The organism is Streptomyces sp. NPDC058457 (assembly GCF_042720695.1).
Taxonomy (GTDB): Bacteria; Actinomycetota; Actinomycetes; order Streptomycetales; family Streptomycetaceae; genus Streptomyces.
This window is the reverse complement of record NZ_JBHXLU010000046.1, coordinates 57,686-79,781: the sequence shown is the minus strand read 5'-3', so window position 1 is coordinate 79,781 and position 22,096 is coordinate 57,686. Positions and strand designations below refer to the sequence as shown.

The following is a 22,096-nucleotide window of genomic DNA, read 5'->3' as shown; positions in this document are numbered from 1 at the left end:
TCGAAAGGGGCGGCTTCCGCTGCTCTCTGCCACGGATGGGTCCAGTCACCGGATCCGTGTGGCCCATACTGGCCAGCGCCTGGGCCCTTTGTCCAGTTGCCCCCACAGCCCGTAGCGCCGGGATCACCGTACGGCTCCGGCCACGTGATGCCGCCTCCGCGGTCCGGTGTCAGGCTGGAAGGCGATGTCGCCCGCCCGGCCTCGCCGCCGACGCACCCGCGGTGTCCCGCTCAACAGGTGTGACCTGCGGAGACGAGCGGCCGGCCGAACCCCACCGCCGCGGCATCGGCACTGTCTGGAGGTTCGTCATGAAGGATCTGCCCCCGCCGCCCACCCCCTACCTGGAGCCCGCGGCCCGCGAACTCGCCGACGCCACCGCACCCCACCCGCGGATCTACGAGGTACCGCCCCCGCAGGGGCGTGACATCCTCGCCGGTCTGCAGACGGGCAAGGGCGTGGCCAAGCCGCCCGCCGACGAGAGCCGGATCGACGTCGACGCCGGCGAGTGGGGCACCGTACGCGCCCACGTCATCAAGCCCGAGGGCATCAACGGGCAGCTTCCGGTGATCTTCTACATCCATGGCGCCGGGTGGGTCTTCGGTGACGAGAACACCCACGACCGTCTCGTCCGGGAGCTGGCCGCCGGGGCGCAGGCGGCGGTCGTGTTCCCCGTGTACGACCGGGCGCCCGAGGCCAAGTACCCGACCCAGATCGAGCAGAACTACGCCGTCGCCCGGTGGGTCGTGGCGCACGGCGCCGAGTACGGCCTCGACCCGTCGCGGATGGTCGTCTGCGGTGACTCCGTCGGGGGCAACATGTCGGCGGTCCTCGCCCAGATGGCCAAGGACCGCGGCGACATCGATCTCGCCGCGCAGATCCTGCTCTACCCGGTCACGAACGCCGACTTCGACACGCCGTCCTACCGGCAGTTCGCCGACGGCTACTACCTCACCCGGGACGGCATGATCTGGTTCTGGGACCAGTACACGACCGACGAGGCCCAACGCCACGAGCGATACGCGGCCCCGCTGCAGGCCTCCGTCGAGGATCTCAGGGGGCTGCCGCCGGCCCTGGTGATCACCGACGAGGCCGATGTGCTGCGCGACGAGGGCGAGGCCTACGCGTCGCATCTGCGGGAGGCCGACGTCCCGGTCACCGCCGTGCGGGTCCAGGGCATGGTGCACGACTTCATGATGCTCGACAGCCTGCGCGACACGAACGCCACGAACGTCGCACGGCACCTCGCCGTCGACTCCATCAGGGAGGCCCTGCACACCGGTTGAGGCTCCGCAGCCGAGGGCCGGCGGGCTCTTCCACGAGTCCGCCGGCCCGGTGGCGGGGCCTTTCGTCACTGCATGTCGGTGTGGCGGGCCCGCATCTCCTCGTGGGTGTCGCCGCGCTCGGCGGCCAGGGCCATGACGACGGCGTCCAGGTTTGAGCAGGGCGCCCTGTTCGAAGAGGCTGCCGCCGCAACCACCGGGCCGCCGGGCCCGCTCCGGGTCACGGCGGAACCGGAGCAGGCCCTTCGATCGCGTGCCTCAGTGGTGGTGCGGTGACGTCAGATAGTGCTGGCGGAGCAGTTCCCTGCCGTAGTCGTTGCCGTTGGGGGTGCGGATGACGGAGTGGATGTGCAGCTGGGTGGGGCCGTCACCGCGGGTCTTGCCGTACGCGCCGCCCAGCGGGCCCGCCGCCTGGCAGTCGACCTCGATCCAGACGACCGGGCTGTGTACGCGCATGTAGAAGGGGTCGTCGTCGCCGGTACCGCCCATCCAGGCCGCGTAGGTGTCCGCGAGGTGGCTGCGGATCTCGGCCATGCGTACCTTCGCCACGTCGGCCTTGGCCCGGTTCACGAACGCCTCGGCGACCGCGAGGAGCTTGCGCTGCTGGGCCGGGGTGAGTTCGGTGGCACGGATGCCGGCGTAGGCGACGACCGCGTTGTCGGCGAAGGCGCCCGCCTTCATGTCCTCGTCCGCCTTCGTGGCCTTGATGATCGCGGTCGCCTGCTGGGCCTCGGTGAGCGACTGGATGAACGCGAGGCTCGCCTCGACCTCCTCCTGGCAGACCGAGACGGTCTGGCCGTCGATCTCCATCCTCGTCGGCTCGGAGCCCCAGAAGCAGGGGCTCATCACGACCTGGTCGCCGAGCACGAAGTAGTTGACGACCAGGTGGTGGCCGTCGAACTGGAAGCCCCAGGGCTCGGTGGCCGAGGGCGTGCCCATCACGGTCCAGTAGAAGAGTTCGTCGTTGAAGACGTCGGCCTTGCCGAGCATGACGCCGGCCGCGTTGTTGAGACGGCGGATCTTCTCGGTGGTCTCCAGTCCGTCGGCGCTCAGCGCCGCCGTCATCAGGGCGGAGCCCTGCGCGTTCTGGTCGTCCGTCAGGTCGGCCAGCGACACGCCCTGCCGCTTGAACTCCCCCGGGTCGAGATTGCTCCAGGTCCGCCACTCGGTGGAGCGCAGCGAGAACTGCGTCTTCGCCTTCTGGGTGTCGGTGAGCCCTGCCAGGAACGCCTGGGCGGCCGCGACGACGGGTGCGGTGTCGACGCCCTTGGAGTGGAGCGTGAAGAGGTCGTCGATCTGCCTGCCGTCGGTGGTCAGGCCGTAGAAGTCCTCGGTGATGGTCTGCGTGGCGAGGACGCCGCCGCCTCCGCCCCCGCGGGTGGGGCTCGCGCTGGGCGACGGGCCGGCGCTGTCCTCGGCCGCGGCCGAGGGGTCGGCCGTGGAGCCGTCGTCGGCGAACGCCACCGCGCCGGCTCCGCCCATGGCGGCGAACGCGGTGGCACCGCCGGCCAGGAAGACCCTGCGCATGAAGCTACGCCGGTCCGCTTCCGCCGACCCGGCCTCCGCCGCGTGTCCTTCTCGTGCCGTGCTTTCACCCATGCCGGTTTCGGACACTAGGTTGCACCTCGCATTTCTCGAATCCTCGGGTTTTCTGGTCAGCGGCTGCGATGACTATCACCGAGAAGAATGAGAAATCCATGAAAGCGCTCTCACTGCGATTTCCGAGGGATCAGAAGTCGGCCACCAGCGAAATTCGGCCACAGTCGAACGGTGCCGATCTCACCAAAGGAAGACCTTACCTCCACTTTGCGAAAACCGCCCGGACGAACCCGATATGACGCACCATACGGTACTGCTCGCGGCCATCCCTGGTCGGTTTCCCGCCCTTTCTCTGAATTACCTCAGAGTTTCAGGTACGGCGCGCACTCCGGCCCAAAGGATCCGCATTTCCTGTAGGCGGATGGAGGCACGGCGTCTGCGGTGCAGTATCAGCGAGGACGTCTCTTCCGAGGTCATGCGGGCACATTGAGCGAGTCGCCGACGCGGACGGTCGCCCCGCCTCGGGATCGTCTTCCTCATGACGAGGGTGCCGACACGGTGGACGCACCTGGCCGGTTCGGGTCCGGTTCGCCGTCGCCGAGTTCGTCAGCCGACCAGCACGCGAGTGCATCACTGTTCCTGGAGAAACCATGACCATCAATCGTCGTACCGCCACCACCGGTTGACGGCGGTCGCCGTCGCCTGGGCGGCCGCGTGGAACGGCAACGACCCGCAGCGCTTCGCCGCCCTGTTCGTCGAGGACGGCTGCCGAGACACCGACCACGCCCTTGTCGTCGCCGAGTACTTCATCATCCACAGGACACTCGCACCGCTGGTGCGCCGGCGGTCGAACAAGCCGGGTATCCCCGCGTACGGCTCCTGATCACCAGGTCGTGGGACGTTCCCGGCCGGACTCGGGTGCCGGGCGGGCGCGGTTCCGGCACAACGCGCCCACAACGGCTGACGCAAAGAGGCGTGACCGCCAACACCGATCGCTGTCCCCCGCGTTAGAGGTCTCGCAGGGAGCCTGTCGCAGAAGTCTCGCGGAATTGTCCGTGATCGGTAACAGATGGATCCGGTGCCCGCCGTCTTCCGTCCTGACGGGTGCACGAGGTCGACTCAACGACAGGGAACGGGGCGGACATGGCGCGGCACGGCGGACGGGGATGGTACGGCCAGGTGGTCGCGGCGGCGCTCGGGGTCACGGCCGTGACCGTGGCCGCCTCGCTGTGGACCGCGCAGGCAGGTCCCGTCAACGGGCGTGCGCAAGCCGGGACTCCGGCGCACCACCCGGCTCCGAAGGCGGCCCCGGTGTCGATGGGGATCGCGCACGCCTCGGACCGGGGCGCCAGGGGCGTGAACATCACGATCGACGACGGACCGGACCCGGTCTGGACCCCCGAGGTGCTCCAGGTGCTCAAGGAGTACGGCGTGAAGGCCACGTTCTGCATGATCGGACCGCAGGCGAAGGCGCACCCGGACCTGGTCAAGACGGTGGTGGCGGCCGGGCACCGGCTGTGCGACCACACGGTCTCCCACGACGTCACCATGGACACCAAGTCCGAGGCCTACCAGTCCCAGCAGATCCTCGACGCCGAGCACATGATCACCGAGGCGTCCGGGGGTGTACGACCGCTCTACTACCGCGCCCCGGGCGGCGCCTTCACCCCGTACAGCCGCAAGCTCGCCGCCTCCCACGGCATGCGCCCGCTGGGCTGGAACGTCGACTCGAAGGACTTCGAACGCCCCGGCACGACCGCCATCGTCACCACCGTCAAGGAGGAGATGCCCAACGGGCCGACCATCCTCTTCCACGACGCCGGCGGCGACCGCTCCGAGACGGTTGCCGCTCTGCGCGAGGTGCTGCCGTGGCTGAAGGAACAGGGGTACTCGTTCGGCTTCCCGGTGCGCTGAGCGGTCCGGGAAGGTCCCCCCGGGCGTCGTGCGGGCCCGGCAAATGTTGCGGGCGGGGCGGTGGTGGCCGCATATGGGTGGTGTGGGCGGCACGGCGGCGGGGCCGGCTGCTCCGGGGCCGGCGGGAGGTGGACATGTCGGGGCGGCCGCCACGCTGGGTGACATGGTTGCGCGGCAGGGACCCGGACCTCGCGGCGACCCGGCGGGCCGGGCGTACGGCGCTGGTGATGCCCGCCCTGTTCGCGCTGTGCACCGAGGTGCTGCACGCGCCGGCGATGGCGAGCTACGCCGCGTTCGGCTCGTTCTCGATGCTGCTGCTGGTCGACTACTCCGGGCCGATGGTGGAGCGGCTGCGCGCACAGGCGGCGCTCGCGGTGGCATGGCTGGTGCTGATCTGCGCCGGGACGCTGGCGGGGCGGGACATCCGGCTCGCCGTGGCGGCCACGGTCGTGATCGGGTTCGTGGTCCTCTTCGCCGGCGTGGTCAGCTCGGTCCTGGCCGGCAGCTCGACGGCGCTCCTGCTGGCCTTCGTGCTGCCGGTCAGCGCCCCGGTGCCGCTGTCGCAGCTGCCCGGGCGGCTCGCCGGTGCGGGCCTGGCGGCGGCGGTGGCGCTGCCGGCCGTCGCCCTGCTCTGGCCGCGTCCCGTCGCCGACCCGCTCAGCGCCCCGGCGGCCGCCGTGTGCCGTGCCGCCGCCGGGTATCTGCGTATCCGCGCGGCCCTGCCAAGCCCGGACGGGCCGGGGGCCGACGCCGAGCACTGCCGGGTGGGGGCGGAGCGGACCGCGCGGACCGGCGCGGAGCTGCGCGGGGTCTTCGACGCCACGACGTCCCGCCCGACCGGCCTGTCCGCGACCTCACGTGCCCTGGTCCGGCTGGTGGACGAGCTGACCTGGCTGTGCGCGGTCCTCGTCGACCGGTCCGACTACACCGACGAGCCTCCGACCTGCGATCCGGCCGCGTACACCGTGCGCCGCGCCGCCGCCCACGTCCTGGAGGGAGCCTGCGACCTGCTCACGGATCTGAACGGGGACACCGGTCCGCTGCGGGCCCGCGAGACGGAGCTGCGGGCGGTCCTGGCCGGGATGGAGCACAGCTCCGCCGTCCGGGTGCCCGCCGAGCATCCCGGCGGGAACAGTCCGGCGGAGGTCTTCGGGTTCATCGCCACGCTGGACGTGTCCTTCCGTGCCCAGGAGCTCGGCTTCGCCGTGCTGCAGATCGCCGACAACGTCGACATGGCGGCCACCGCCTGGCAGCGCAGCTGGCCCGAGCGGCTCCTCGGCCGTGAGCCGGGCGCACTGGCCGCGCCCCTCGCCGCCGCCCGGGAGCGCGCCGTCGCCCATCTCAGGCCCGACTCGGTGTGGCTGCACAACAGCCTGCGCGGCGCCGTAGGCCTCGGCATCGCCGTGTTCCTGGCCGGGGTGACCGGCGTGGGGCACTCCTTCTGGGTGCTGCTCGGCACCCTGTCCGTGCTCCGTTCCAACGCGCTCAGCACCGGGCAGAACGCCGTCCGCGCCGTCCTCGGCACGGTGGCCGGGTCCGTGGTCGGCGCCGCGCTGCTGCATCTGATCGGACACCACGGCACCGCGCTGTGGTTCGTGCTCCCCGTGGCCGTCCTGCTCGCCGGTATCGCGCCCGCCGCCATCTCCTTCGCCGCCGGGCAGGCCGCGTTCACCATCACGCTCGTGGTGCTGTTCAACATCGGCCACGACCCCAACTGGCACATCGCACTGCTGCGTGTCCAGGACATCGCGCTGGGGTGCGCGGTCAGCATTCTCGTCGCCGTGTTCTTCTGGCCGCGCGGCGCCCGGGCCGCCGTCCACAAGGCGCTCGCCGAGGCGTACGACGACAGCGCCCGTTACCTCGGGGACGCCGTGCACCACGCCCTCGGCCACCGCCATCCCGTGGACCCCGATCCGCAGGGCCGGGTGGCGGCGGCCGCCGCCCGCCGCCTCGACGACGCGTTCCGCAACTACCTCGCCGAACGCGGCGCCAAGCCGCTGTCGCTGTCCTGCGCCAACACCCTCGTCACCGGGGTCGTCGGGCTGCGGCTGGCCGCCGACGCCGTCGTCTCCCTGTGGCAGGGCGAGGACGTGGCCCGCGTCCAGGCCGTCCGGGCCGACGCCCACCGCGCCGTCCTCGGGTCGGCAGCCCAGGTCACCGACTGGTACCACGACTTCGCCGCGAGCCTCGGGGGCCGTTCGCCCGTCCCGGACGCCGTCCCGCTCCGGCCCGAGGGGGCCACGCGGCTCGTGGAGTCCGTCCGCACCGAACTCAGCGACGGCCAGGGCCGGGCCACCCCGGTCGCGGTCCGGATCATCTGGACCGACGACCACGTGGACGCCGCCCGCCGCCTCCAGCCCGGTCTCGCCGAGGCGGCGCGGGCACAGGCAAGAGCACGCCGCAACTGGACCCGGAAGACGGCCACCGGCTGAGGCGGCGCCGGGTGGACCGGTGGTGCACGGCGCGTCCGGGGAACCGGTCCGCGGTCCGGGGAGCCCCGGGCGCGGTCACCGGGTCAGCGCCCGGCGGCTGCTCGGAGCGGTGTTCCCGACAGATACCCGGGCAGGGCCCAGGCCACGTCGTCGACCGCGAGCCACGGCGCCGCGGACACCGCCGCGGGCGTCACCCCGGCGAAGGCCCTGACGTCCCGGTGGAGGTGGGACTGGTCGGCGTACCCGATCTCCGCGGCCACCAGTGCGGCGCTGTGTCCCGAGGCGAGGCGGTGGGCCGCGTGGTCGAAGCGGATCAGCTGGGCCGCGCGCTTGGGGGTGAGGCCGGTCTGGGAGCGGAAGCGGGACCAGAGCCGCTTGCGGCTCCAGCCGATCTCGGCCGCCAGCGGTTCGACCCGGACCCCGCCCAGGTGCGTCACCATCTGCCGCCAGACGAAGGCGACTTCCGCGTCGACGGGCCGGCCGACCTCGTGCCGGCGGGCGAGCGCGGCCGCGGCGATCGCGAACCGGTCCTGCCAGGCTCCGGCCGCCCGTACCTGTTCCTGGATGCGCGTGCCGTCGCGGCCCCAGAGGTCGTCGAGGGAGACCACCGCGCCGCCCAGCTCCGCGGAGGCGCCGAACACCGTGTGGGCGACGAGCGGTGAGAGCCGGATCTGGAGGCACTCGATGGCACGGCCGCGTCCGCGCAGGCCGTCCGCCGCGAGGCCGGCGACGATGCTGCCCTGGTGACGTCGGCCGTCGGGGGCTTCCACGGCGAGCGGCCGGTCGCCGAGGTCGACGGCCACCGTGACGGCCGGATACGGGACCACGCTCAGGTCGACGGGGTCCGTGGTCCGCGCGCGGAACCCGGCCATGCCGACCCCGGGCAGCAGACCGGGCCGCGCCGGGGTGGCGATGTCCCAGATCTGCGCGGCGCTCCGAGCCGCCCGGGCGGATCGCATGCCGCCAGCGTACGGAACATTCGTCCAATACGGAGGGGTACGGGCGCGCCGAGACTGACGACGTTCCCGCAAGCGCCCCGGACCGGAAAGGACCGCTCGTGATGCGCTCGCCGATTGAGCCGATTGAGCCGATTGAGCCCGTCGATGCGTTCGACTCGTTCACGCCGGCCGTCGAACTCGCCGCCGCCGTACGACGGAAGGAGGTGAGCCCGGTCGAGCTGGCCGAGGTCTGTCTGCGGCGGATGGACGAGCTGGATCCCCGGCTGAACGCCTTCTGCCACCGGGCCGACGACGACGTCCGCAAGGCCGCCGCAGTGGCCGCCGACCAGGTGGTGCGCGCCGCGTCGCCCGACGACCTGCCGCCCTTCCACGGTGTCCCGCTGCCGGTCAAGGACCTGGTGGACGTGGCCGGTTGGCCGACCACCTACGGATCCGCCGGCGCCGGGCGGGCGCCGGCCGCGGCCTCGGACCCGGTCGTACGGCGGTTCGTGGACGCGGGGTTCGTGCTGCTCGGCAAGACCACCACCTCGGAGTTCGGCGCCCTGCCCTTCACCGAGAGCGCGGCCCTGGGCATCTCGCGGAATCCGTGGGACCCGGACCGTACGCCGGGCGGGTCGTCCAGCGGGGCGGGCGTGGCCGTCGCCGCCGGGATGGCGCCGATCGCGCACGCCGAGGACGGCGGCGGGTCGATCCGTATCCCCGCCTCCTGCACCGGACTTGTGGGCCTCAAGCCCACCCGTGGCCTGGTCGGCAACGCGACCGTCGTCGTGGAGGGCCTCGGTGTCAGCGGGGTGGTCACCCGGACGGTGGCGGACACCGCGGCCGCCCTCGACGTGCTCGTCCGCCACGATCCGGGCGTCTGGTGGTCGCCCCCGTCCCCGCGCGGCTCGTTCACCGCGACGGCGGCGGCCGGGCCGCCGGCCGGGCTGCGGATCGGGGTGCTCACCGAATCGCCCGTCGGCGGGATCGGCGTGGACCCGGCGTGTGTGACGGCCGTCGAGGTCACGCTCCGGGCGCTCGAAGCGGCGGGGCACCACGTGGTCGACACCGCCCTGCCACTGCCGCCGACGGACGAGTTGATCGCCGCGTTCACGACCATCTGGAACATCGGCGCCGCCGGGATCGACCTCGCGGACCCGGAGCGGGTCGAGCCGCACAACCGTGCGCTGCGCGAGGCGGCGCGGTCGGTGGACTCATGGGCCTATGCGGAAGCCGTGCAGCGGGCCCAGCACCTGTCGCGGCGCATCGTCGAGGGCTTCGTCGGCAGTTTCGACCTCCTGGTCACGCCGACGATGGCCTGTCTCCCGCCGCGCGTCGGCGCCTGGCGGGCGGGTACCGAGGACCATCCCCTGGCCGCTCTGCTGAACAGCTATCCGATGGGGGTGTTCACCTCGGTGTTCAACGTGACCGGCCAGCCGGCGGTCTCGCTCCCCGTCCACCAGGACGAGGCCACGGGGCTGCCGGTCGGCGTCCAGCTCGTCGCCGCGCCCTGGCGGGAGGACCTGCTGCTCCAGGTGTCCCGCACCCTGGAGGTCGCGCTGCCCTGGAACGGCCGTCGCCCGCCGCTCGGCTGACGCCTGCTCAGCTCGCGGTGCGCCGGATCCGTCCGGCGTACCGCTTCTCCAGTTCCAGGTTGCCCTCGAAGCCGCCGGGCACGTTGGCCGAGACGTAGACCGGGGGGCGGTCGCCGGAGGCGAGCAGGAGGCCGGCCGCCTCGGCCACCGCCATCTGTACGAGCATGACCCCGGTCAGCGTGGACAGCGCGCAGACCGCGCCGCCGCCGGGGAGTTCGAGGAGGGCGTCGCCGCGCGGGGCCGCGTTGTCGAGGACCACGTCGGCCAGGTCGGCGAGCTTCCTGCCGCTGGGGTGGCCGGCGGGGACCGCCCGGGTGTGGGCGAGGGAGGTGAGGGCGAGGAGGCGGTGTCCGTGTTCCTTGGCGTGCAGGGCCATCTCGACGATCACGTTGTTCACCCCGGAGTTGGAGATGACGACGAAGAGGTCCTGGGGGTGCGGGGCGGCGAGGTCGTAGAGGCGCGCGGCGACACCGGGCTCGCGTTCCAGGAGCGGGTCGTCGAGGACGCTCGGGTGCTCGCCGCCGTAGAGGACGAGGTCGGCGATGCTGATCCGGTTGGTGGGCACCAACCCGCCGGCGCGTCCGGCCACTTCGAGGACCATCGCCTGGGAGTGGCCGGTGCCGAAGGCCTGGACGACTCCGTCGGCGCGGACGCAGTCGGCGATCAGTGCGGCGGCCCGGGTGACGTCGGCGCGGGCGGACTCGGTGAGGCGGTGGAGGGCGTCGAGGCCCTCGCGGGCGAAGCGTTCGGCGCTCACCGGGCCGGTCCCGGACTCGTTGGCGGACTCGACGGACACGTGCGCACTCCCCACTGCCGGGACCAACCGGATGGATTGAACCACCCCAACTACATCTCTATCGATGAATCAATAAATCACGCGCGCCATATGCTGTGCAATGCCGCGTCCTTCCGGTCCTGGTATTCATCTGACCGCTCAAAGGGTGGCTGATACCTTCTCCTCATGCCCTCGACCGACGTCACCACACTCATCCGGACCGAGCTGCCGCGCCTGGCCGGCTCCCTGCGGAAGGTCGGCGAGCTGATCCTGGAGGATCCGGCCGCCGTCACCCACTGCTCGGCCGCGGAGCTGGGTCGCCGCACCGGCACCTCCCAGGCGACCGTGACCCGGTTCTGCCGGGCCGTGGGCCTCGACTCCTACCAGCACCTGCTGATCGCGCTCGCCCAGGAGCGGGGCCGCGGCGAGGTCTCCGACTGGGGCACGGCCGAGATCGGTCCGGACATCTCCCCGGACGACAGCCTGGAACGGGTCGTGAAGGTGGTCGGCACCGCGGACCTGCGGGCCGTCCAGCAGACCCTGGACCGGATCGACCTGGACGCGGTCGAGCGGGCCGCGCAGGCCATGGCGCGCGCCCGCAGGATCGACGTCTACGGCGTGGGCGGCAGCGGCGCGGTGGCGCAGGAGACCGAGACCCGGCTGTTCCGGATCGGCTGTTCGGTGCGCGGCTGGACCGAGGTGCATGCCGCGGCCACCTCGGCCGCCCTGCTCACCCCCGCCGACGTCGCGATCGGCATCTCCCACTCCGGGGCGACACGCGAGACGACCGAACCGTTCGAGACGGCCAAGGAGCGCGGCGCGACGACGATCGCCCTCACCGCCGACCCCCGTTCCCCGCTCGCCCGCGCCGCCGACATCCGGCTCATCTCCTCGACCTCGGAGACCAGCTTCCCCACCGGCATCATCGGCGCCCGCCACTCGGTACTGGTCCTCATCGACTGCCTGTACGTCCGGGTCGCCCAGCTCTCCTACCAACGGGCCAGCGCCTCACTGGCGTTGACCGACCACATCGCCGGGCAGCACACGGCGAAGTCCCGGCGGTCGCGCTGAACCACCATTCGTTCTGCATGGATGAACCATCAATGAATCACATGCGTGGTTGATTGAACCACCCCTCGATGCCAGGATGGGGCTCCGCCGAGCACTCGTAGGAGCCCCATGCGTGTGACCTCTGTCGAGTCGACCGAGCTCTTCACCGGCACCCCTGAGAAACCGCTGCAGGTGGTCGTCGTCCGGGCCGAGCACATCCCGGGCCGCCCGGTGCTGCTGACCGTCGAGGGGCCGGGGGTGCGCAGCGTCGGCGAGCACCGGGCCACCGCCGGCGAGGACGGAACCGTACGCGCGGAGGTCTCCGTGTCCGCCGACCGGCTCGCGCCCGGCGACCGGCGCACCATCACGGTGACCGTCGAGGACGCGGGTGCGGGCCGACTCCTGCACCACGCGGCCGAGTTCACGGCCGCCGAGCCCGGCTGGACCATGTTCATGGTCAGCCACTTCCACTACGACCCGGTCTGGTGGAACACCCAGGCCGCCTACACCGAGACCTGGGACACCGCCGACGACCCGGCCTCCAGCGGTCTGCCCGCCCGTACCTTCGACTCACGCCGTCAGTCCGGGATGAGCCTGGTGCGCGCCCACTGCGACCTGGCCCGGCGCGACCCCCTGTACACCTTCGTGCTCGCGGAGGTCGACTATCTCAAGCCCTACTGGGACGCCTTCCCCGAGGAACGGGCCTTCCTGCGCCAGCTGATCCGCTCCGGACGCGTCGAGGTCATGGGCGGCACCTACAACGAGCCCAACACCAACCTCACCGGCGCCGAGGCCACCGTACGCAACGCCCTGTACGGGGACGGCTTCCAGCGCCGGATCATGGGCGCGGCGCCCGAAACCGCCTGGCAGCTGGACGCGTTCGGGCACGATCCGCAGTTCCCCGGGCTGATGGCGGACGCCGGGATCACCTCCAGTTCCTGGGCGCGCGGGCCGTTCCACCAGTGGGGGCCGACGCTCTCCGTCTTCGGCGAGGAGCCGCGCGATCCCGGACGGATGCAGTTCCCGGCGGAGTTCAACTGGATCGCACCGTCGGGCCGCGGGCTGCTCACCGCCTACATGGTCAACCACTACGGCGCCGGCTGGGCGATCGACAACGCGCCCAGCCTGCCCGAGGCGGAGGCGGCCGCGTTCAAGCTGTTCCAGGGGCTGAAGAAGGCCGCGCTCACCAGGAACGTACTGCTGCCGGTCGGCGGTGACTACGCGCCGCCGTGCCGCTGGGTGACGGCCATCCACCGCGACTGGAACGACCGGTACGTCTGGCCGCGGTTCGTCAGCGGCATCCCCCGTGACTTCTTCGCCGCCGTGCGCGCCGAGCTGGCGGCGGAGGGCCGCACGGCCTCGCCGCAGACCCGGGACATGAACCCGGTCTACACCGGCAAGGACGTCTCCTACATCGACACCAAGCAGGCCCAGCGGTACGGCGAGACGCTGCTCGCGGACGCCGAGGCCTGGGCGACCCTCGCCTCCCTCGTCACCGGACACCCCTACCCGGACGCGGCCCTCGACAAGGCCTGGCGGCAGCTGGTCTACGGCGCCCATCACGACGCCATCACCGGCTCCGAGTCGGACCAGGTGTACATCGATCTCCTCACCGGCTGGCGGGAGTTGCACGACCTGGCCCGGACGGTGCACGCCGACGCCACCGACGCGCTGGCCCGCGAGGTGGTCCCGCTGCCCGGCGGCGCCCCGGATCTGGTCGTGTTCAACGCGGCCACCTGGCGACGCCGGGACGTGCTGACGGTCGAGGACCCGGGCGGCCTGGTCCCGCTGGACCTCACCGGCCTGCCGCTGCCCGCCGTCCGGGAGTACGGCCGGCTCCGGGTCGTCGTACCGGACGTACCGGGGACGGGCCTCAAGGCCCTTTCGCTCGCGGAGGGTTCGGTGCCCGGGTGGGCGCCGGGCGAAGGGCTCGCCGTCCGCAACGAGTTCTACGAGGTCACGGTCGATCCGGCGCGCGGTGGCGGGGTCCGCAGTCTGCGCCGACTCGCCGAGGGCGGGCGGGAGTTGCTGCGCTCCGGTGACATCGGCAACGAGCTGGTCGTGCAGCAGGAGTATCCCCGGCATCCGCGGTTCGGCGAAGGGCCCTGGCATCTCACCCCGACCGGCACGACCGCCGCCCGGAGCCGGGACGTCACCGCGGACGTCGAGGTCGAGCACTCCCCCGCCGGGTCGCGCATCACCGTCCGCGGTGACCTCGGACTCTTCCGGTACACGCAGCGGCTGACCCTCTGGGCGGGCGTCGACCGGCTCGACATGACGACGAGTATCGACGGGTACGACGGCGCCGACCGGCTGATCCGGGTGCGCTGGCCCTCGGACGTGCAGGGCGGGCTGCCGGTGCACGAGGTCGCGGACGCGGTGATCGGGCGTGGCCTCGGGTTCGTGGAGGTGGACAGCGAGCGGTTCCCGTGGACCCTCGACAATCCGGCCAACACCTGGTTCGGGCTGGGCTCGACGGCCCGGATCGCCGTGCACGACGACACCGGCCGGCTGCTCGGGCAGCGGGCGGTCGGGGTCGCCGAACTCATCCACGCCGACTGGGACGCCGCCGGCGAGCTGGGCACCCCGCTCGCGGCGGCCCTGGTGCGAGCGGGGGTCACGGCCACGTCGACGGTCGCGGGCGGTCCGCGCTACGGCGACCTGGAAGTGGACTCCAACCTGCCCGACCTCCGGATCGCCGTGGGCACCCCGGACCGCAACCCCGTAGTCGCCGAGGCGCTGAGCTGGGATCCGGCGGCGGCCCGGGAGATGAACCGGCAGCTGGCCGAGGGCGGCCTCGCGACCGTCTGGGTGGCCCCGCGGGCGTCGTTGCGCGAGGAGTGGGTGCCCGGCGCCGATCTCCGTGAACTGGAGCAGCTCCCCCTGCTGATCGTGGCCGGCGCCGAGGACGACGCGAAGGCGGTCGACGCGCTGGTCGCCGACCTGGACGACGCGGTCGTACGGGCCACGGCGGCGGGGCGCGGCGAGGCACTCCCGCCGGGCGACGCCTGGGACGGGCGCAGCTTCGCCGTCCTCAACCGGGGCACGCCCGGCTGCGTGGTCACCGCCTCCGGCGACCTGTACATGTCCCTGATGCGGTCCTGCACCGGCTGGCCCTCCGGCATCTGGGTGGATCCGCCCCGCCGCACCGCACCCGACGGATCCGGCTTTCAACTCCAGCGCTGGTCGCACACGTTCGAGTACGCCGTGGTCGCGGGTGCGGGCGACTGGCGGGAGTTGGGGCTGCCGCAGGCAGGGCATGCCTTCAACCACCCGCTCACGGCCCGGATCCGACCGCCCGCCGAGGCGCCGGGCAGCCTGCCGCGCACCGTGACGCTCCTCTCCCTGGAGCCCGAGGGCCGGGTGCTCCTTGACGCGTTGAAGCCGAGCGGTGCGCCCCTCGCGCGGGGCAGCGGGGCGGCCGCGGATCCGGCGAGCGGGGTCGTCGTACGGCTGCACGAGGTGGACGGGCGGCCGGTGCGGGCCCGGGTCACCGGGCCCCGGCCGTGGACGGCGGGCGCCCGGACGGACGTGCTGGAGACGCCCGGGGAGCCGCTGGTCCCCGACCGTGGTGCGCTGGACCTCGACCTCACCGGCTTCGAGGTGGCCACCGTACGGGCGACTCCCGGGGACGCACGGCCCGCGCCGGGTCCCGGGGTCGCCGGGTACGAGCCCGCCCAGCCGGTCGCCACCCGCTACTGGCTGCACAACTCCGGTCCCGCGCCCCGCGGCAACCTCCCGGTCGCCGTCCATCTCTCGCCGGCCGCGCTCACCGCCCCGGGACCGGTCACCGCGACGCTGCGGATCTCCTCCGAGCTCACCGACGCCTCGGCCGCGGGCACGGTCGACCTCGGACACCCGCCCGGCTGGACGGCCGAACCCGCCCGCCTGCCCTACGCGTTGGGCCCCGGCGGCTTCACCCTCACCGAGGTCACCCTCACCCCGCCGCCGGACACCCCGCCCGGCCGGTACTGGCTGGGGGCACGACTGGTCCGCGACGGGCAGGCGTACGAGGACGTGATCGCCGTCGATGTGCCGGGGGCCGTGCCCGGGGGCGAGCCGGACGGGCGGACCGGGCCGACTCTCCTGGCCCGCCTGGGAGTTGAGCAGATCCACGTCCGCAGGGGTGAGCGGGTGACGGTCCCGGTCGTGCTGCGGAACCCGACCCGGGGGCCGGTCGCCGGCACCCTGTGGGCGGTGTCGTCGTGGGGGACCTGGGCCGGGGTCGCCCCGGGCTGCCAGGGGTTCACGGTGGCCGCCGGGGAGTCGCTGGAGTGCGGGATCGAGGTGGACGGCTCGGCGGTCGAGCCGGGGTCGTACTGGCTGCTGGCGAAGGCCGCCTGGCACGGGTGTGTCGCCTACACGGAGGCGGTCGTACTGGAGGTGACGCCGTGAGCGAGCACGCGGCTGTGGTGGACGGGGAATCCGTGCCGGTGCAACGGGTGGAGACGCTGCTGGCGGCCGTTCCCGCCCGGGACCCGGCCAGAACCCGTCCGGAGGCGCTCGACCGGGCCGAGCGGCAGCGCAGGCGATGGGCGACGCAGGTCGTCGTCACCGACGAACTCGCCCGGCGGGCCTGCCTGGAGCGCGGCCTGGAACCGCCCCGGGAGGTCTCCCCCGAGCGCGTCCTGGCCGTGTCCGGAACGGATGTCGCCGACCTGGGCAGCATCGTCGCGGTGGCCCTCGCCCACTCCCCGGCCGCCCGTGCCCTGCTGGCCGCCCTGGAGGCCGAACAGCGGGTGCCGGAGGAGGCGGTGCGGGACTACTACGTCCGCAACCGGGACCGGTTCCTCACCAAGGACGTGCTGCGGCGCGGTGTCGACGCCTTCACGACGGCGGTGGCCGCGGACTTCCAGCCGTACGAGCGCGTACGGGAGGACGTGGCAAGGGAGTTGCGGCGGGGGCGGGGACGCCAGGCCTTCTTCGACTGGCTGGACCGGGCCCGGGCCGGCGTCGCGTACCCGGCCGGGCACGAGCACCCCGGCGATCCGGCGCATCCGGACCACGAGCACCGGCACTGAGCCCGTCCGCCGGCGCACGGAACCGAAACGAAACACGCGAACCATTGACCTCCGATGAATTCTGGTCCACCTTTTCATCAACCAGACTCCAAGTTGGTGATTTGAACCATCCGGAAGCTGCCGCAGGAGGGCACCCATGCGTGCGAAGAGACTGACCGGATCCCTGGCGGGCGTTCTCGTCCTCGCCCTGACCGCCGCGGGCTGCGGCCTGTCGGGCGGCTCCGGCGGCGGGGGCGCGACGGCCGGCGGCTGCAAGGTGGACGAGGGGAACGTCGGGTCCGGGAAGCTGACCGGCGAGGTGAAGGGTCAGATCACCTTCCAGACGACGAACCTGAAGAAGGACTTCGGGTCGTTCTTCACTGGGGTGATCAGGGACTTCGAGAAGGCCCACCCCGGTGCCACGGTCAAGTGGATCGACGACCCGGGCGACAACACGTTCACCACCCGCACGGTCGCCGACGCCCAGGCCTGCACCCTGCCGGACGTCATCAACCTCAACTCCGAGACGGCGACGGCCCTCACGAAGGCGGGGTACCTGCTGAACCTGGGCGTCAAGGACCCTGACGTGGCAAAGCCGTTCGTGCCCGCGTTCTGGCAGTCCAGCACCATGACGGACTCCTCGGGGGCGACCGTGCACACCGTGCTCCCCTGGTACACCGGCGGCATCGTGCTGACCTACAACACGGGCCTTCTCAAGAAGGCAGGCGTCGACACCTCGAAGGCGCCGAGCAGCGTCTTCGGCCTGTTCGCCGACTACGAGAAGGTCGCCAAGGCGGCCAAGGGCGCGTACTTCGCGACGATGGCGAACCCGGTGTGGCGGATCCCGGCCGACTGGGACCAGATGAACATCAAGACGCTTTCAGGCGACGGAAAGTCCGCGGTCTTCGCGAATGATCCGAGGACTGTGCAGTGGGTCGCCTGGATGGCGAAGCTGTACAAGGAGGGCGCGATGCCCAAGGACTCGCTGTCCTCCAGCAACGACCCGTCCACGCTGTACAGCCAGGGCAAGGTGGCGTACGGCTCGACGAACCCGAGCTTCGTGCGCTTCGTGAAGCAGAACAGCCCGTCGGTGTACGCGAAGACGGGCGTCGGCCAGCAGCCCTTCGACGCGCTCGGCCACACCACCGGCGCCCCGCAGTACATATCGGTCGCCGCGACCAGCAAGCACGCCCCCGCGGCACTCGCGTTCGCCGAGTTCCTGACCGACGCGGAGAACCAGACCGCCTGGTGCAAGGACCCGGACGTGGTCGTCTTCCCGACGACCACGGCGTCGCTGGATGATCCGTTCTTCCAGAAGGTCACCGGGAACGACCCGTTCTCCGAGGCCCGCAAGCTGGTCGCCGAGCAGCTGAAGACAGCCACCGCGTACCAGACCAACCTGTCGCCCGCCGTGCAGAACGCGATCGTGGCCCAGGTGCAGCTGGCCATGCAGGGCAAGAAGAGCGCCGCGCAGGCCGTCGAGGACGCCCAGGCGAAGGCCAACGAGCTGCTGAAGCAGGCGGGTTGAGCGTGGTGGCGACCGAGACAGCTCGTCCGGTGCCGGTGCCCGGGGCGGAGCGGACCGCCGCCCCTCCGGGCCCGGTCCCCGCCCGCCTGCGCCGGCTGCTGCCCGGCCCCGCACCGGGCGCCAACGGGGCTGCGCTGTACCGCCGTTGGTGGCTGCCGTGGCTGTGGACGGCGCCCGCGATCGGCTGTGCCGTCGTCTTCGGCGTGTTCCCCTTCTTCAACACCCTGCTGCTCTCGTTCACCGACGCCAAGCCGCTCGGCGGCGCCGCGGGCTTCGTCGGCCTGGACAACTACACCCGGATGCTGGGCGATTCCGACTTCTGGCTGGCGACCCGCAACAGCGTCCTGTACGCGCTGGTCGTCGTCCCGCTGATGGTGCTGCTCCCGCTGATGCTGGCGGTCCTGGTGGAGAAGAACCTTCCCGGCATCGGATTCTTCCGGTCCGCCTTCTACACCCCGGTGCTCGCCTCCAGCGTGGTCGTGGGGCTGAGCTGGCAGTGGCTGCTCGCCGACGACGGACTGGTCAACACCTGGCTGCGGAAAGCCCACTTGATCCGGTCGGCGATCCCGTTCCTGTCCGACTCCTGGCTGATCCTGCTGTGCGCGATGGGCCTGACCCTGTGGAAGGGCCTCGGCTGGTACATGGTCTTCTACCTGGCGGCCCTCGGGAACGTGCCGAAAGAGCTGCACGAGGCCGCCGCGATGGACGGCGCCGGCGCGGTGCGCCGCTTCTGGCACATCACCGTGCCGGGGGTACGGCAGGCCATGATGCTGGTCGGCACCCTCACCGGCATCGGCTCGCTGCGCGTCTTCACCGAGATCTACATGCTGGGCAGCTCCACCGGCGGCCCGGGCGGCGCCGACCGCACCCTGCCGTTCTACATCCGGGACGTCGGCCTGGACCCGCTCACCGGCAACGCCGGGTACGGCTCGGCGGTCAGTGTCGCCCTGTTCGCACTGACGCTCGGCCTGACCCTGCTGGCGCAGCGCCTGACCAAGGAGGACGAGGCATGACGACCGCCGTCGACCGGCCCCGGCGCCTGCTGCCCCGCTGGCGGGAGTACGGCCGCCCCCGTGAACTCGTCGTCCGCTACCTGCTGTTGCTGCTCGTCCTCGGCCTCACCGTGGGCCCCCTGCTCTGGCAGCTCCTGGCCTCCCTCAAGGGCACGGGCGAGGACGTCTTCGGCGCGGACGCGAGCCTGCTCCCGCACCACCCGACGCTGCGCGCCTACCGGGAGGTCTTCGAACAGGTGCCGGTCGCCACGTACATCAGGAACAGCCTGATCGTGGTCGCCCTCTCCGTCACCAGCCAGCTGCTGTTCTCCACCACCGCGGGCTACATGCTCTCCAAGCCGGGCTGGAAGGGCCGCAAGGCGGTCTGGGTGGTGCTGGTCGCCTCGATGATGTTCCCCTTCGAGTCGATCATGGTGTCGCTGTTCCTGAGCATCCGCGACCTGGGCCTGGTCGACAACCTGGCGGGCGTGTGGCTCCCGGGGTTCGTGGGCGCCATCAACGTCCTGCTGATGCGCGGCGCGTTCCTCGCCGTCCCGCGCGAGATCGAGGACTCGGCGATGCTCGACGGCGCGAACGAGTGGCAGCGCTTCCGGCACCTGTATCTCCCCTCCGCCTGGGGCGCGATCATGGTGGTCGTCGTCAACACGTTCATCAGCGCCTGGGACGACTTCCTCTGGCCGCTGATCGTGCTGCGCTCCGAGAACCACATGACGCTGACGCTGGGCCTGTCGCGACTGCAGAGCTCGTCCTTCGGCTACGACCAGCGGGTGGTGATGGCCGGGTCGGTGATCTCCATCGTCCCCGTGCTGGTGCTGTTCGTGATCACGCAGAGGTGGTTCTACAAGGGGGTCTCGGCCGGGGCCGTGAAGCTCTGATCCACGACGAGCGGGGTCGCGCTGAGCGCGTCGCGCGCGCAGGCGCCGACCCTGATCTCGACGGCTTCGTCGACCGCCGGGGCGAGGACGACCGTACGGCACTCCCCCGGGGCCAGCTCGACACCCTCGAACGCGCACAGTTCGAGGGTGCGCGGCCAGGTGGCCGGGCGCAGCCTGCGGACGTACAGCTGGACGACGGTACGCCCGTGCCGCTGCCCGGTGTTGGTGACGTCGACCTCGACGGTCCGCCCGGACAGGCGGGGTTCGGCGAACGCGAAGCGTGTGTACGACAGGCCGTGCCCGAAGGAGTAGAGCGGTTCGGCGCTCTCGTCGACGTAGCCGCCATACTCGGTGTCCTTGTGGTTGTAGTAGACGGGGAGTTGGGCGGCCGACCGGGGGACGGAGACGGGGAGGCGGCCGGCGGGTTCGGTGCGGCCGAGCAGGACCTCGGCGATCGCGTCGCCGCCCCAGGTCCCCGGGTACCAGGCGGTGAGCAGTGCCCCGGCCCGGTCGGCCGTCTCGGGGACGGCGTGCGGGCGGCCCTGCACCAGGACCACGGCGGTGGGCGTGCCGGTCGCGGTGACCGCCTCGAACAGGGCCCGCTGGTCGGCCGGCAGCCGCAGTCCGGCGAGGTCGACGCCCTCACCGCAGGTCGTCTGCGGCCCGGCGGAGCGCGCCGCTCCGTTGGCGTCGAACTCGGTGCCGGGCGTACGGGCGCTGCTGCCGCCGAGCACCAGGACGGCGAGGTCGGCCGGGCCCTCCCCCTGGTGGATCTCGAAGCCGGGCGGGGCGAGTCGGCGCAGCGCGTCGAACACCGTGCTTCCCGCGCCCGGGCGTTGCGGCGCGGTGTAGTCGCCGAGCTGGTGGGCGGTGGTCGAGGCATGGGCGCCGAGGACGGCGATACGGCGGACCTCCGGTCCTGCCGGCAGGATCCCCGCCTTGTTGTGCAGCAGGGTGACGCAGCGCCGCGCGAGTGCGGTGCTCAGCTCCCGGCCGCCGTCCGGCAGCGGGACCCGCCGGGTGTACGGCTGCTCGAAGAGCCCGAGGCGGAACTTCAGCCGCAGCACCCGGGCAACGGCGGCATCGAGGACGGACTCCTCGACCAGCCCCCTTTCAACCGCCTCCTCCAGATGCGTGAACCCCTCGTCCCAGAGGCTCAGGTCCACGCCGGCGTTGAGGGCGAGGGCTCCCGCGGAGACCGTGTCGCCGGTGATCCGGGCCAGCCGGTCCACGGCGAGGCCGTCGGCCATCACCAGCCCGTCGAAGCCCCAGCTCTCCCGCAGGATCCCGGTGAGGAGCGCGCGGTTGCCCGAGCAGGGCATCCCGTCGACCTCGTTGTACGCGGCCATGACGGCGGCGGCCCCGGCGCGGACGCCGGCGCGGGCGGCGGGGAGATGGATCTCGTGGAGTTCGCGGAGGCCCAGTTCGGACTCGGCGGAGTTGCGGCCGCCGACGGTGGCGCCCTGCCCGGCGAAGTGCTTGAGGACGACGGGCGCCTTGTCTGCGGCGAACAGCTCGGTCCGGTCGCCCTGCATGCCGTGGACGAGGGCTTCCGTGAGCCGCGCGGCGAGGTACGGGTCCTCGGCGAAGCACTCCTCGGTGCGGCCCCAGCGCGGGTCGCGGGCGATGTCGAGGGCCGGGACGAGGGCCAGGTGGCCGCCGCGGGCGCGGAGTTCGGCGGCGGCAAGGGCGGCGGCCCGCTCGTACAGGCCGGGGTCCCAGGTCGCGCCGACGGCCAGGTTGACCGGCAGGACCGTGCCGTCGAGGGCCATGTGTCCGTGCGGGACCTCCTCGACGAACAGGGCGGGGATGCCGAGGCGGCTGCTGTCCAGGACGTGCCGCTGGACCAGGTCGGCGAGTTCGGCGCTGTCGTCGGCGCCGGGACCGGTGCCGTGGTCGACGCCGGACCAGGCGTCGGCGCGCATCAGGCCGTAGAGGGCGCCGAGTCCGGCGCAGCGGCCGGTCTCGGCGCGCAGGGCGTCGGTGAGTTCGAAGCGGCCGTCGGAGGTGCGGCGGTAGGCGTCCCAGCCGTACATGCGCTGGTTGAGCTGGCCGGTCTTCTCCCGCAGGGTCATCCGGGAGAGGAGGTCGGCGACGCGGTCGTCGAGGGGGGCGGTGGGGATGCGGTAGGTGGGGGTGGTCACGGGGCCTCCGCGG

16 protein-coding genes are annotated in these 22,096 nt (G+C 72.3%); 11 read left to right on the top strand and 5 right to left on the bottom strand.

Annotated elements, in window-relative coordinates; translation table 11 throughout:
• Positions 1-308 precede the first annotated feature (308 nt).
• Positions 309-1,283, top strand: a complete 975-nt coding sequence (locus ACFWPS_RS30605) for an alpha/beta hydrolase (protein WP_383710618.1) — start codon at positions 309-311, stop codon at positions 1,281-1,283.
• 65 nt (positions 1,284-1,348) lie between these two features.
• Here ACFWPS_RS30605 and ACFWPS_RS30600 read toward each other — a convergent pair whose 3' ends face one another.
• Together ACFWPS_RS30600 and ACFWPS_RS30595 are read right to left on the bottom strand one after the other, a co-directional pair.
• Entirely contained in the window at positions 1,349-1,504 is a 156-nt protein-coding gene (locus ACFWPS_RS30600) for a hypothetical protein (RefSeq protein WP_383710615.1), read from the bottom strand.
• A gap of 34 nt (positions 1,505-1,538) precedes the next feature.
• Entirely contained in the window at positions 1,539-2,807 is a 1,269-nt protein-coding gene (locus ACFWPS_RS30595; RefSeq protein WP_383710613.1) for a DUF3500 domain-containing protein, read from the bottom strand.
• 694 nt (positions 2,808-3,501) lie between these two features.
• On the opposite strand from ACFWPS_RS30595, the gene ACFWPS_RS30590 reads away from it, so the two are divergent.
• From ACFWPS_RS30590 to ACFWPS_RS30580, 3 genes are all read left to right on the top strand, one after another.
• Positions 3,502-3,702: a hypothetical protein gene (locus ACFWPS_RS30590; protein WP_383710610.1), complete on the top strand. Its 201-nt coding sequence runs from the start codon at positions 3,502-3,504 to the stop codon at positions 3,700-3,702.
• Positions 3,703-3,962: 260 nt separating this feature from the next.
• A complete protein-coding gene (locus ACFWPS_RS30585) occupies positions 3,963-4,733 on the top strand; it encodes a polysaccharide deacetylase family protein (RefSeq protein WP_383710608.1) in 771 nt (256 codons plus the stop codon).
• A 158-nt stretch (positions 4,734-4,891) separates the two neighbouring features.
• Complete coding sequence (locus ACFWPS_RS30580; RefSeq protein ID WP_383710649.1) at positions 4,892-7,165, top strand: FUSC family protein; 2,274 nt, start codon at positions 4,892-4,894, stop codon at positions 7,163-7,165.
• 83 nt (positions 7,166-7,248) lie between these two features.
• On the opposite strand, the gene ACFWPS_RS30575 is transcribed toward ACFWPS_RS30580, so the two are convergent.
• On the bottom strand, positions 7,249-8,124 hold the full coding sequence (locus ACFWPS_RS30575) for a helix-turn-helix domain-containing protein (RefSeq protein ID WP_383710606.1): 876 nt from the start codon (positions 8,122-8,124) through the stop codon (positions 7,249-7,251).
• Between the two features lie 101 nt (positions 8,125-8,225).
• Between ACFWPS_RS30575 and ACFWPS_RS30570 the strand changes: the two genes are divergently transcribed.
• Positions 8,226-9,698, top strand: coding sequence for an amidase (locus ACFWPS_RS30570; protein ID WP_383710604.1), 1,473 nt, complete (start codon positions 8,226-8,228; stop codon positions 9,696-9,698).
• Positions 9,699-9,705: 7 nt separating this feature from the next.
• Here the strand turns inward: ACFWPS_RS30570 and ACFWPS_RS30565 are convergent, their stop codons facing one another.
• Positions 9,706-10,494 (bottom strand): sugar isomerase domain-containing protein, encoded by a 789-nt coding sequence (locus tag ACFWPS_RS30565; RefSeq protein WP_383710602.1) that lies wholly within the window; start codon positions 10,492-10,494, stop codon positions 9,706-9,708.
• A gap of 165 nt (positions 10,495-10,659) precedes the next feature.
• On the opposite strand from ACFWPS_RS30565, the gene ACFWPS_RS30560 reads away from it, so the two are divergent.
• The 6 genes from ACFWPS_RS30560 (at position 10,660) to ACFWPS_RS30535 (ending at position 19,939) form a co-directional block, all read left to right on the top strand.
• Positions 10,660-11,544, top strand: a complete 885-nt coding sequence (locus ACFWPS_RS30560) for a MurR/RpiR family transcriptional regulator (RefSeq protein WP_383710601.1) — start codon at positions 10,660-10,662, stop codon at positions 11,542-11,544.
• 108 nt (positions 11,545-11,652) lie between these two features.
• Positions 11,653-15,918 carry an NEW3 domain-containing protein gene (locus ACFWPS_RS30555; protein WP_383710598.1) on the top strand — a complete coding sequence of 1,422 codons (4,266 nt, stop codon included), beginning with the start codon at positions 11,653-11,655 and terminating at the stop codon, positions 15,916-15,918.
• The gene (locus ACFWPS_RS30550) at positions 15,915-16,544 is read left to right on the top strand and encodes a peptidyl-prolyl cis-trans isomerase (protein ID WP_383710596.1); all 630 of its coding nucleotides are present in this window, start codon (positions 15,915-15,917) and stop codon (positions 16,542-16,544) included. The genes ACFWPS_RS30555 and ACFWPS_RS30550 overlap by 4 nt, the downstream gene beginning before the upstream one ends.
• 136 nt (positions 16,545-16,680) lie before the next feature.
• Positions 16,681-18,051: an extracellular solute-binding protein gene (locus ACFWPS_RS30545; protein WP_383710594.1), complete on the top strand. Its 1,371-nt coding sequence runs from the start codon at positions 16,681-16,683 to the stop codon at positions 18,049-18,051.
• 2 nt (positions 18,052-18,053) lie between these two features.
• Positions 18,054-19,064 (top strand): carbohydrate ABC transporter permease, encoded by a 1,011-nt coding sequence (locus ACFWPS_RS30540; RefSeq protein WP_383710647.1) that lies wholly within the window; start codon positions 18,054-18,056, stop codon positions 19,062-19,064.
• A complete protein-coding gene (locus tag ACFWPS_RS30535) occupies positions 19,061-19,939 on the top strand; it encodes a carbohydrate ABC transporter permease (RefSeq protein ID WP_383710591.1) in 879 nt (292 codons plus the stop codon). Before ACFWPS_RS30540 ends, ACFWPS_RS30535 begins: the two co-directional genes overlap by 4 nt.
• Here the strand turns inward: ACFWPS_RS30535 and ACFWPS_RS30530 are convergent.
• The gene (locus tag ACFWPS_RS30530) at positions 19,903-22,014 is read right to left on the bottom strand and encodes a glycoside hydrolase family 3 N-terminal domain-containing protein (RefSeq protein WP_383710645.1); all 2,112 of its coding nucleotides are present in this window, start codon (positions 22,012-22,014) and stop codon (positions 19,903-19,905) included. The genes ACFWPS_RS30535 and ACFWPS_RS30530 overlap by 37 nt on opposite strands.
• Between the last annotated feature and the right edge of the window lie 82 nt (positions 22,015-22,096).